14 protein-coding genes are annotated in these 12,654 nt (G+C 35.7%); all 14 read right to left on the bottom strand.

Going from position 1 to position 12,654, the window contains the following annotated elements; genetic code table 11:
- Positions 1-140 precede the first annotated feature (140 nt).
- Complete coding sequence (gene argH, locus ACSYSW_RS06200; protein WP_491705845.1) at positions 141-1,529, bottom strand: argininosuccinate lyase; 1,389 nt, start codon at positions 1,527-1,529, stop codon at positions 141-143.
- A gap of 115 nt (positions 1,530-1,644) precedes the next feature.
- Positions 1,645-2,871, bottom strand: coding sequence for an argininosuccinate synthase (locus tag ACSYSW_RS06205; RefSeq protein ID WP_491705844.1), 1,227 nt, complete (start codon positions 2,869-2,871; stop codon positions 1,645-1,647).
- Between the two features lie 87 nt (positions 2,872-2,958).
- Positions 2,959-3,741 carry an acetylglutamate kinase gene (gene argB, locus ACSYSW_RS06210; protein ID WP_491706072.1) on the bottom strand — a complete coding sequence of 261 codons (783 nt, stop codon included), beginning with the start codon at positions 3,739-3,741 and terminating at the stop codon, positions 2,959-2,961.
- Positions 3,742-3,842: 101 nt separating this feature from the next.
- Positions 3,843-4,853: an N-acetyl-gamma-glutamyl-phosphate reductase gene (gene argC, locus ACSYSW_RS06215; protein ID WP_491705843.1), complete on the bottom strand. Its 1,011-nt coding sequence runs from the start codon at positions 4,851-4,853 to the stop codon at positions 3,843-3,845.
- A 123-nt stretch (positions 4,854-4,976) separates the two neighbouring features.
- Positions 4,977-5,762, bottom strand: coding sequence for a flagellar biosynthetic protein FliR (gene fliR / locus ACSYSW_RS06220; protein ID WP_491705842.1), 786 nt, complete (start codon positions 5,760-5,762; stop codon positions 4,977-4,979).
- Positions 5,763-5,830: 68 nt separating this feature from the next.
- Positions 5,831-6,100 (bottom strand): flagellar biosynthesis protein FliQ, encoded by a 270-nt coding sequence (gene fliQ / locus ACSYSW_RS06225; protein ID WP_491705841.1) that lies wholly within the window; start codon positions 6,098-6,100, stop codon positions 5,831-5,833.
- Between the two features lie 23 nt (positions 6,101-6,123).
- Positions 6,124-6,888 carry a flagellar type III secretion system pore protein FliP gene (gene fliP, locus ACSYSW_RS06230; protein ID WP_491705840.1) on the bottom strand — a complete coding sequence of 255 codons (765 nt, stop codon included), beginning with the start codon at positions 6,886-6,888 and terminating at the stop codon, positions 6,124-6,126.
- A complete protein-coding gene (locus ACSYSW_RS06235) occupies positions 6,885-7,409 on the bottom strand; it encodes a FliO/MopB family protein (protein ID WP_491705839.1) in 525 nt (174 codons plus the stop codon). The genes fliP and ACSYSW_RS06235 overlap by 4 nt, the downstream gene beginning before the upstream one ends.
- Positions 7,410-7,416: 7 nt before the next feature.
- The gene (fliN, locus tag ACSYSW_RS06240) at positions 7,417-7,827 is read right to left on the bottom strand and encodes a flagellar motor switch protein FliN (protein ID WP_491705838.1); all 411 of its coding nucleotides are present in this window, start codon (positions 7,825-7,827) and stop codon (positions 7,417-7,419) included.
- Complete coding sequence (fliM, locus tag ACSYSW_RS06245; RefSeq protein ID WP_491705837.1) at positions 7,820-8,878, bottom strand: flagellar motor switch protein FliM; 1,059 nt, start codon at positions 8,876-8,878, stop codon at positions 7,820-7,822. Before fliM ends, fliN begins: the two co-directional genes overlap by 8 nt.
- A gap of 5 nt (positions 8,879-8,883) precedes the next feature.
- Positions 8,884-9,351: a flagellar basal body-associated FliL family protein gene (locus ACSYSW_RS06250; protein WP_491705836.1), complete on the bottom strand. Its 468-nt coding sequence runs from the start codon at positions 9,349-9,351 to the stop codon at positions 8,884-8,886.
- Positions 9,352-9,581: 230 nt separating this feature from the next.
- Positions 9,582-10,814, bottom strand: coding sequence for a flagellar hook-length control protein FliK (locus ACSYSW_RS06255; RefSeq protein ID WP_491705835.1), 1,233 nt, complete (start codon positions 10,812-10,814; stop codon positions 9,582-9,584).
- The gene (gene fliJ, locus ACSYSW_RS06260; RefSeq protein ID WP_491705834.1) at positions 10,804-11,268 is read right to left on the bottom strand and encodes a flagellar export protein FliJ; all 465 of its coding nucleotides are present in this window, start codon (positions 11,266-11,268) and stop codon (positions 10,804-10,806) included. The genes ACSYSW_RS06255 and fliJ overlap by 11 nt, the downstream gene beginning before the upstream one ends.
- 6 nt (positions 11,269-11,274) lie before the next feature.
- Positions 11,275-12,651 (bottom strand): flagellar protein export ATPase FliI, encoded by a 1,377-nt coding sequence (gene fliI / locus ACSYSW_RS06265; RefSeq protein WP_491705833.1) that lies wholly within the window; start codon positions 12,649-12,651, stop codon positions 11,275-11,277.
- Between the last annotated feature and the right edge of the window lie 3 nt (positions 12,652-12,654).

Genomic DNA, 12,654 nt, shown 5'->3' on the forward strand with positions numbered 1-12,654 from the left:
TCAATTAACATAAGTCGTTATTTTTACATTGTCCGCTTTTAGATACAATGGGATTTTTGATAAATTTATTTTTAAATTAACCCGCCGGCCATTAAAAAAATTTATTAGTTATTTCATTGTTTTTTCTATTGGCTATTGAGTTAGTTATTGACTTGATGATTTAGTTGTTCTTTTGCCTCCGTTATTGCTCGCTTAACTTGCCGAGGGGCAACCCCTCCTTTAGCAGAGCGTTTTGCTAAACACGACGATAAAGACAGACATAAATAAACGTCGTTTGAAATTTTAGATGAAAATTGCGCTAATTCTTCCATTGATAATTCTTCTAACGCTTTTTGTTTTTCGATAGCGTAAATGACAACCTCACCAACAATATGATGAGCTTCTCGAAATGGCACGCCTTTACTGACTAAATAATCAGCAAGTTCGGTCGAGTTCGCATAGCCTTGTTTTGCTGCTAATAGGCATTTTTGCTCATTAATTTGAATATCTTCAAGAACTAACTCTGCCATTAATAAGCTATCTCGCCAAATATCTAAGGCATCAAAAATCAACGATTTATCTTCTTGCAGATCTTTATTATAAGCCAGTGGTAATGCTTTAAAAGTCACAAATCCTGCCGTTAGTGCGCCAATAACCTTACCTGTTTTACCTCGAATCAATTCTAAAGCGTCGGGATTTTTTTTCTGTGGCATTAAAGATGAACCCGATGTCACCTTATCGGACAGTTCAATAAAACCCGCTTCCCCACTATTAAATATGATAAGATCTTCAGCAAAGCGCGATAAATGCACCATTCCAATCGATGCAACATTCAGTAATTCCATCACATAATCCCTATCGGATACGGAATCCAAACTATTATTGGTTGCTTGTTTAAAACCTAATAAGTGAGCTAATTTGTCACGATCAATGGGATACGCTGTACCCGCTAATGCTCCGCTACCTAAAGGACAGACATCAATACGATTTAAAGTATCATTTAAACGACTGATATCGCGGCAAAGCATTTCATAATAGGCCATACACCAATGAGCAAATGTAATCGGTTGGGCACGTTGTAAATGAGTATAACCTGGCATTATGATGTGCTGATTGTTTTCGGCCGTATTAACTAGAGCCTTTTTTAATTGATTTAACAATGCAATCAGTTGTGTGATTTCTGCTTTACACCAAAGTTTAAAATCTGTCGTCACTTGATCGTTACGGCTACGCCCTGTATGTAATTTTTTACCTAAATCGCCCACTTTTTCAATTAATTGCTTTTCAACCCAACTATGAATATCTTCTGCATCGCTTTGCAAAATAATCGATATATCTTTATCAACCACCATTAATAGTTCATTGAGTGCTTTTTCTAATTGATGTTGTTCATCAACAGATATGACTCCTGCTTGTTGAATGGCATTTGACCACGCAATCGATGCTAAAATATCTTGTTTTACTAAACGACAATCAATAAGCAAAGAATCATTAAATTGTTTAAATCGCTTATCGGCTGTTTGACGAAATCGCCCACCCCAGAGTGCCATAAAAACCTCAGTTAATAGTAAATTTAATCAGTAAATAAAAGGCAACTTTCGTCGCCTTTTGCGATAATGTCATTTATCGTTTTTAATCAATAAAACTCATTAAACAATCTGACTTTTATTTTTTATTTTGTGATTTTTGGTTTAAGGCGCGGATCCTTGATGATAATGAAAATAATCGAATAAATCCATCGGCATGGCTATGATCATAAACCTCATCTTCGCCAAACGTTGCAAATTCTTCATTATAAAGACTGTTTTTTGAACGTTTTTGCACAGCAATAGCCGAGCCTTTATATAGTTTCACAACCACTTCGCCCGACATGTCTTTGGCTAATTCATTTGTCGCTGCCTCTAAAGAACGACGATATGGCGCAAACCAGCGACCATCGTAAACAACATAGGACATTTCAAGCCCTAATTGTTGCCGCCATTTAAAACTATCGCGATCAAAAATTAATTGCTCTAACCCGCGTAGCGCTGTCATCATAATGGTACCGCCGGGTGTTTCATAACAACCGCGTGATTTAATACCGACTAAACGATTTTCAACAATATCAACGCGGCCAACTCCATGTTTAGCTCCGATTTTATTTAATGTTGCAACACAGTGATAAGGCGATAGCAATTGACCATTGACGGAGATAACTTCACCATTTTCAATGCCAATAGTTACAAGTTCAGCCTTATCAGGGGCATTTTCAGGTGCTACAGTCCACGCCCAACAATCATCATTAGCTAAATTCCACGTGCTTTCAAGTACGCCACCTTCAGTCGAAATATGCCATGCATTTTCATCTCGGCTGTAAATTTTTTCGACCGTTGCAGTCGTTGGAATATGGCGAGTTTTTAAATAATCAATCAAAGCTTCGCGCGAACGTAAATCCCATTCGCGCCATGGTGCAATGACCTTTAATTCAGGAGCTAAAGCCGTATAAGTTGTTTCAAAACGGACTTGATCGTTACCTTTACCCGTTGCGCCATGACAAAGCGTATCGGCACCAATTTCAAGTGCATATTCTACTTGTGCTTTTGCAATAATGGGTCTTGCCATTGAGGTACCTAAGTAATAAGTACCTTCGTATAAAGCACCCGTTTTTAGTACAGGATAAACATAATCTTTGACAAACTCTTCACGTAAATCGACGACTTTACAAGCAACAGCACCAGATGCTTTGGCTTTTTTTTCTACATCGATTAATTCTTTAGGGTCTTGACCGACATTAGCAACAAAGGCATACACTTCACACCCAGGATAATTCTCTTTTAACCAAGGAATAATTGCCGATGTATCTAATCCCCCTGAATAAGCTAAAACGACTTTTTTTGGTTCCATTTTCTTCATATTGCACCTTTTTAAAATTCACCTGCTAGTAATAATGACATTAAAAATTTATGATTTGATAACAATAAGAACCGGATATTTTATTGTTTAATACGTAATCACTCTCGTTCCAGCCTCTTGCGTTTTTCCATTAAATAAATCAATAAGATGATGACTATCTTGCCAACTTGCGATCACGATATCGCGCCCTAATTCGTTTGCAGCATCTAAGGCCGATTTGACCTTAATCACCATCCCCCCTGTAATAATATCTTGCTTAATGAGCAACTTTGCATCAGATAATGTTAACTGTTTTAAGCGTTCTTTATTTTCATCTAATACGCCATCGACATCAGATAATAAAAGCAAATCCGCATCCAATGTTTTTGCTAACGAAACAGCGGCATGATCGGCGTTAATATTCATTATTTGCCCCTCGTTTGTTAAACCAATAGAGCTCATAATCGGCAAATAATCAGCCTTTAAAAGTAAATTGATTAATTTTGGATCGCCGGGAGAGGCAATACCGACACAGCCTAATTCTTCTGATATCTGTTTCACATTACACGTATTGCCATCGCCCAAGCATAATCCAACACCATTAAGCCCAATTTTTTTAGCGGCTGCTAATAATTTGGTATTTGCACTACCAGCAAGAGCGCCGACAATGATATCTATCTGCGAATTGGGCGTAACGCGTAAGCCATTTTTACGAACAACAGGTAAAGCTAATTTATCCATTAAATCATCGACTAATTTACCGCCACCATGAATAATAACGATAAAACGATGAGTCGTTTCTTTGTATTGATAAACAACATCAAATAATTCATGTAGTGCATGAGGATCATCAATTACAGCACCACCTAATTTTACAACTAATGGTCTCATCATTATTTTCCTTCAACTATCAATAAACTGCTTTATGGATTTTTAATGTCTTAAATCCCTGACTTTAATCACGGTTAACACTAAAATTAACACTAACCTCATTAAATTAATGACGCTTTTTCATTAAAACCAAAATGAATATTCATACATTGAATCGCTTGCGTTGCGGCACCTTTTAATAAATTATCGATAACTGCAATCACTATTAAATGTTGTCCTTGTAGAACAAAACCTATATCACAGTAAGGTGTGCCAACAACAGCCTTCAAAGCCGGAAACTGCTTTTGATAAACTCGGACAAAAGGTTTATTCTGATAATATTGATTAAATGCCTGCAAAATAGCATCATGACTGACATTTGGTTGGACTTTACAAGTAATCGTTTCATGTATTCCTTGTTTAAAATTACCAAGATGAGGAATAAAAATAACATCTTGTTGTAAATGATGGACAATTTCCGGCTGGTGCCGATGATTAAATAATCCATATGCTTCAATACTGACTTCGCAAAATTGTGTTTTAAGGCTCGCTTTACGCCCTGCTCCACTCACACCACTAATCGCATTAATCACCGGTAATTGTTGAGAATCTAATAAATGATTGCGAATAAGAGGCTGTAAAGCGAGTTGTGCGGCTGTTGGGTAACACCCTGGAATGGCAATCAATTGCGCCTGCTTTATTTTTTGTTCATTCCATTCAGCTAACCCATAGGCAGCTTTTAATAATAGATCGCAATAGTTATGATCAAAACCATAATACTCAGGGTAAAAAGATGTTGAATTAACCCGGAATGCACCCGATAAATCAAAAACAACACAGTTGTGCGCTAAAAAATAAGGAACAAGATCATGACTAACCTGATGTTCAGTAGCTAAAAAGACGGCATCTACTTGATGGATTAAAGAGGAATAATCATCGATACCTAGCAAAGGTAAATCGACAACTTCTTTTAATTGTGGATGAAGATCAGGGGCAGAAATACTTTTACCTGCGTCTTGACTCGTTGTCGATACCGTTAATGCGATAATTTCAACATTAGGATGACGTTGTAAATAAAAAGCTAATTTTGCTCCTGCATAACCGCTTGCGCCAACAATCATAACTTTTAACATGGTTATCCCTTATTAATCATTATTGCTATCTAGCATAAAAAATTTATCGTCGAAACACAAGCTAAAAATGAATTTTTATTCACTATTTATGAATTAATTTTCATTTTTATTGTACAGTCATTATTAAATCTTTTTTAAATACAATAAAATAAGTTCGATGTTATGATAAAACTGAGCAAATAAGAATTCACAATAAGGTAAAATAATTGGCATTAATGACGTTAACATAATCAACCCCAATAATAAGGTGGTTGGGAAGCCTATCACAAAAATGGATAATTGCGGCGTCATCCGATTTAACATACCTAATACCATATTTAGTAATAACAACAACGTAATTAAAGGTAACGCTAGCGTAACGCCATGAACAAAGAGCAAAGTGCTAACTTCAACTAACATTAAAAATCCATTGGCTTGCAAAGGATCATCAGCAATAGGAACAAGTGTAAAACTTTCTGCTAAACAATTTAATAACCACAGATGCCCATCAAAACTTAAGAAGAATAACAGCGTTAAAACATGCAATAAACGTGATAAAACCGAGGTCGAAGGTCCGCCTGTTGGGTCAAAGAAAGTCGCCATCCCAAGCCCCATCTCCATACCAATTAATTCACCAGCAAAACGCATCGACATAAATACCATTTTCATGGTAAATCCTATCATTGTCCCTATGATGAGTTGATATAAAATGACAACAATTCCGGAAATAGAAAATATCTCAATCGTTTTATAATCATCGGCTATGGGGAGTAAAAACACAATTAATAAAGCTAGACTAATTTTTACCTTAACGGGGACTTCTTTTTCTCCAACTAGCGGGGCTGAAGCGATAAGCGCCAAAATACGAACAAAAGGATAGAGAAATTGCTGGCTAAGTGAACTTAAATCGATTGTATAAAGACTATCCATCGGCATCCTAATCTTCGATTAATCAATGTTCCTAATTGTGCGTCATTAACTCATAAAATCATAAATTATTAACTGGTTAAACTTGGAATCGTAATCAATATATTTTTGATATAGTCGACAATTAATGACAACATCCAAGGTCCAGCAATAATTAACACAGTGACAACAGCAATAATTTTGGGAATAAATGATAGGGTCATTTCATTAATTTGTGTTGCTGCTTGTAATAAACTAATAATTAAACCCGTTAATAGCGCAACTAATAATAAAGGACCCGCTAAAAGCGCCGCTATCTTAACAGCTTCAATGGCAAGGGTTGTAATATATTCAGGAGTCATGTTTCATTCAATTCAAATTTTAGTTAACTAAAAAAGCTTTGCGCAAGCGATCCGAGTAAAAGATGCCACCCATCGGCTAATACAAAAAGCATAATTTTAAAAGGTAACGAAATGGTTGCAGGTGGCAGCATCATCATACCGAGCGCCATTAACGTACTTGCCACAACTAAATCAATAATTAAAAATGGAATAAAAATCGTAAACCCAATTTGAAAAGCCGTTTTTAATTCACTGACAACAAATGCCGGGACTAAAACGCGTAGCGGTAAATCATCGCGCGTTTCAATTTCCTTTAAATGCGCCATATTGGCAAAAAGAGCTAAATCATTCTCACGAGTTTGCGCTAACATAAATTCACGCATAGGTTTAGAAGCCTTCTCTAATCCTTCTTGCATTGAGATTTGATTTTCAGAATAAGGAATATAGGCATTATCATAAATATCATCAAAGACTGGCGCCATAATAAAAAACGTCATAAAAAGCGCAATACCTAACAAAATCTGATTCGGTGGTGCCGATTGCACACCTAGGGCATTACGGAGTAAACCAAGCACAATAACAATACGCGTAAAACTGGTCATTAATAACAAAATAGCTGGAATAAACGTTAATAATGTAATAAAAACTAACGTTTCAATCGGTAATGACCAGCTTTGCGTTCCATTTGTTAATGATTCAGAGACAACAACGGGTAAAAAATTTTTCGCATTGACATTCTGCGCACTGACAGATTGAACATGACTTAAATAAAGCAATAAACTCGTCATAAAAAAAACAATGCGCTTCATTTGGCGACCTTTTTTAACGAAGCAGCTAAAATTTGTTGAAACTTATTTTGTGCATCCGATAATTTAGAATTACCACTATCGGAATTTGCGGGTTCAAAATCTGTTTTATTGTCGTGATTATTCACATCGTGATTGTGTTTAAACTGATTGTTAAAGTGATCCTTTTGATCAGTAAAAGAATGCAATAATGTCATTTGTTGGCTTGTTACTCCGACCACAAGCAATTGCTTTTCAACTTCAATAACCACAATGCGCTCTTTAGCTGTTAATGCATAATTAGCACGCAGATGAATCATTCCATGCGTATATTTTTTTAAGTTAAAACGCTTAATTATCCATACCAGCACCATAATCGTTAACATAACAATGGCAAATGCCATGCCTACTTGTCCAAAAATTGGCATATCATTTGCCAAAGACAAGGATGCCTGCCCGCTATTTTTACTGATCGTATGATTGGTTATCATAGACGACGTATTATTTTCATCGATTTGATTCATTGATAGATAACGATTAGCCATATTGATATTAACGGCTTAAACGATGTACACGCTCTGAAGGCGTGATAATATCTGTTATACGGATACCATAATTATCACCGACCACCACAATTTCCCCTTGAGCAATTAAATAGCCATTGATAAGAATATCTAAAGGCTCACCCGCAATACCATTTAATGCAATAATCGATCCTTGCGTTAAATTAAGTAATTCTTTAATGGTCATTTTGACACGCCCCAATTCGACACTCATGTTAACGGGAATATCTAAAATTAAATTGATATCTTCCGCTTTAGTTAATGTCGCTTTTGGCGTTAAGGTTTCAAAAACAGCTTCTTGAACGGTTGTTTCCGCTTTCTCTTCAGGCGTTGCTATTTCTGATTCAACATCAGCTGCCGCTGATTTTTCAGTATCTTGAGTAGGATTACTATCATTCATTTGGTTTTTCCTCATTATTCAATTGATCATTCAATTGTTCAATGGTTCGATTTATGATTTCTTCGACTTGAACAGCATATTGCTTATTAGATCGCCCATATTGCCCTTTTAAAACAGGAACACCGCCAATTGTAATATCGATAATATTGGGTTTTTCTATCGGTAACACATCATTGACCTTTAATGCCAAAATATGATCAAAGGTTGTTTTGATATTGGTTAGATTAGCGACAAGTTGCACCGTCGAATCTTTTATGCCAGAGGTTAAAGAACTTCGCCATAGATGATCATCTTGGGTGAATTGTTTTTCAACTAGCGGCTTAATTAACATATCTTTAATAGGCTCAAACATTGAATAAGGAATACAAATGCCAAATTGCCCTTTTACATTGTCAATTTCAACTATAAAGACCGAGGTAATAACCGGATCATCGGATGACGTTGTGATATTGGTAAATTTACTTTGCATTTCAGAGCGTACATAAGCTGGCGATATGGGGTAAATTTCAGCCCATGAATTTTTAAAGGCCGTTAATGCGACTTGCAAAATTCGATTTAAAATATTTTGTTCAATCAACGTATAATCGCGTATCGGTAAATTTTTAATTTGAACATTTGTCTTACCACCAAATAAATTTTCAAGAATGATATAAACCAATGATGATGAAAACGTAAATAAACTAGTACCACGTAATGGTTTTAAACTGACTAAATTTAAATGCGTCATTGGGGAGCATAACACTGAAAATTTTTCGAACTTTTGTACATCGATCGATTTAAGTTGGATATCAATATTACGTCGAAGCACATTAAATAAACCAATACGAAAATTGCGCGCAAAGTTTTCATTAACGATTTCAAGCCCCATAAATCGTTCAGGGATAACATTATGTTTACTTTCAAAATCATAAGGTTTAACTTCAAGCTTTCGTTTTCCGGCAAGACTGGCGCGTCGATTTTTATCATTCACGCTGTGTTTTGCTTTTCCTTCGCCTTTAGTCGACATTTCTGACTTAACGGTAGTTTTCATTTCACCTTTTTTATCGGTCATGGCTTTTACCGTATAATAAAATCTGTAAATAATACTTCATCAATATCAATGTTATTGACACCATCATATGCGTGCGATAATTCTTCTTTAATCTTTTGGCTTAACGTAATTTTGCCCGATTTTTGTTGTAAATCATTAATATTTTGATTACTTAATAACAGTAATAAATTGTTTCTAACTTCTGGCAAATATTCATTCAATTTATTTTTTGTCTCTTCGTTATTTACACGCAACACAACCCCTATATAAAGGACTTTATTAATTTCATAGCCTTGCTGTATAGTTGGCAGGGTAACAGTGAACGGTTTTAATACAAGAAAGACCGGTAAAACCGGATTCTTTTTTTCAACGACAGGTGCAGATTTAATAAACTGCCCTTTAAAAAATATATAACATGATAACGCTAGAGAACATGAACAAATCAATGTTAAAAAAAACAAGATAAAACTTATCTTTTTCTTATTATTTTGCATAAAAGTAATACCTATGAGCAGAACTTATTGAAAGATAAAAATAATGGGTATCTTAAATCAAGTTAAACATTTTGATTTAAAGAATAACTTATAAAAATAAGGGTTATTCAAAGATTACCCTATTTGCAAACACCGAAGTTATTCTCAAACGATAATGTTAACTTAGCATAAAGTAACCATTTAACCCCTATCAGCCACGCATATTATCAGCGAATAAAATTAACAAACATTTACGCAAAGATACTAATGCCAACCGTTGATGGTTTGTTTGCTTGTAAATGACTATTGTTTACATCATCTGATTTGGTTTGATTATTCGAAGATAATGGTTCGACATTATGTTGATCTTGTGATTTTGCAAAACCACTAAATTGTGATTGAGGATCCGCCTGATTTTCTGCCGTAAAATGACTGACTTGTGTTTGAGACAAATCAATATTTTGTTCAGATAATGAAGTTCTTAAATAAGGTAATGCCGATTCAATAATACTTTTTACTGCGGCATCGGCCGCTGCCATATGTAAGTGCATTTTATTATCATTTAATTCTAATTTAATATGTAATGAACCTAATTCCTCTGGATTTAAACGTATTTCGGCTTGTTTGATATCATTATGGGCAAACATCATGATTTGCTGATTCAATGCAGCTTGCCATTGTGGCTGAGTAACAGGAATCGGGATAGTAACACTTGGCACAACTTGTGCTGGAGTTTGTAATAAAGTCGACGATGACGACATAACATTTAATGAGGGTGTTACCGCCTCAGCAAGTTCTATCGAAGGATTTGCCGCTATAGAAAGCGTTGACGAGGTCAGATTAGTTGGCTGATTAGAGTAACGATTAAATCCATATCGATTAAAACTACTTGCCAACTGATTTTTTATCGTATTTGACGACGGATTTTTTAGTTTACTCAGGCCTTTAATTGATGCCGGCTCATGCTTTACTTTTTTTAAAGACGATCGAATATCATTAATCCCTTGCACTTCTTTCTTATCAAGCTTCGTCATCTCTTTTACGTCATTGAATAATTTTAGCGTGTCATCATCGTTATCTGCATCAGTCTTCATGGACGATAGTTGTTTAGAATCATTAATAAATTGATTAAAACGACCGGTCGATTGCATTATATCGTCTTCATCCTTTACTATCATTTGATCGGCTAAAGTTAAATTCGACATTTGTTCTTCTTCAATCGCCAGTGATCCCATCGATAAGCTCAGATTGATCCCTTCATCACTTTCAACTAAAAACGATCCTTCATACCCTATCTCATCCGCAAATGGGAAAAAGTCAACACTTTGCTGGCTATTTAATTCTGCATTGATCTGTAATGTAGGATCATTTATGTGTAACAATTGTGAAAAACGTTCATCTTCATCTGATGCTAATTTGTTGCCTTCTTTTGTATTAGAGGCATTTTGATTAGATGTTACATTAAGTAAGGGATTAATATTCATTAACAATTTTTCTCGCTGCTTGTTGCTGGGTAAATTCATCAGTTAACTTTTGTTGTTGACGATTTTCTTTCGCCTTCATTTGTCTTTCTTGTTTATTGACGAGCGTCGTAAAAGAATTCAATTTTTTTTGCGATTGTTGCAAATGAAACTTTGCCTGCGTTTGTTTAGCCTTTAAAGCAACCAACAATTGCTTTTGTTGCATAATTGATTGTTCCACTTTATAAATAAAGGTTCGAAAATTAATTAATTCATTAGAATGAATACCAGTAAGCAAATCATTTTTTAATTTTATTTGATATTCATCGTAATAGTCCGTTAACAAATCAAGCTGATTTTTTTTAATGGTAATTTCATCATTGACTTTTTTTAACATAATAGCGGCCTTATCGACCTTTTTTTGTGATAAATCTTGTAACGTTAAAAACGTTTGGTGGGATTGCGTTAAATTTGACATCTGTTATTACATACCCTTTAAAATAGGATTGATAAGATGAGATAACTCGTTATGTGCCTGTTCAAAACTGCAATATTGATTAATATCCTGTTGTAAAAATTGTTGAATGATTGGAAACATTTCAATCGCTTTATCAACTAAGGGATCACTTCCCATCGCATAAGCACCCACATTAATTAAATCGCGATTACGCCTATAACTTGAAAACAATTTTTTTAATAAACGCGCCTTTTTTTCTGTCTCAACATCGAGTAATTCAGTCATTACACGGCTTATCGAAGCTTCAATATCAATCGCTGGGTAATGTCCTGATTCAGCTAACGAACGTGATAAGACAATATGACCATCTAATATCGCTCGTGCCGAATCGGCAATGGGATCTTGTTGGTCATCACCTTCAGTCAATACCGTGTAAAAAGCAGTAATCGATCCTTTTCCTTCGTCATCATTACCCGCTCTTTCAACTAATGCCGGTAATTTGGCAAATACCGATGGCGGATAACCTTTTGTAGCAGGGGGTTCACCAATCGCAAGCGCGATCTCACGTTGAGCCATGGCGTAGCGAGTCAATGAATCCATAATCAATAACACATTAAATCCTTGCTCACGAAAATACTCAGCAATTTTGGTGCTATATGCCGCACCTTGTAGGCGTAATAAAGGAGAAAGATCGGCTGGCGCTGCAACCACAACCGCACGAGCCAAACCTTGTTCACCCAAAATATTTTCAATGAAATCTTTAACTTCACGACCGCGTTCACCAATTAAGCCAACAACGATAATATCGGCTTTGGTAAAACGTGCCATCATCCCTAATAAAACGCTTTTCCCAACGCCAGAGCCGGCAAAAAGTCCCATGCGTTGACCTCGTCCAACCGTCAACAAGGCATTTATTGTTCGCACACCGACATCTAAAATATCTTGAATAGGCGCTCTTTGTAAGGGATTTAAAACTTTACTGTGTAGGCTTTGCATGTCTACATCAAAAGGCAAAGGTTTACCATCTAAAGGTTGACCTGTTGCATCAACGACCCGCCCAAGTAAAGCATGACTAAGTGGAAATAATTTAGCAGATGTGCGTTTTGTTCCTGGTGCAGAATGGTATACCTTAGCCCCCGATAACACGCCGTCGGTTGATTCAAAAGGCATAAGATATAAATTATGATCATTAAAACCAACAACTTCACATTCGACAGGCTCTATTTTATCATTCATTAAGCGCTCAACATAACACGTTGCACCTAACGGTAATTTTAATCCTGTGGCTTCAAGGACTAAGCCCGATGCCTTTACTAAGCGTCCATAACAACCATTTAAATTTGCCGCATTGATTTGTTCGATCATTTTATCGAGCTGGTTTTGCCATTTATCAATAAACGTCATACG

The organism is Gilliamella sp. ESL1225, assembly GCF_058502635.1.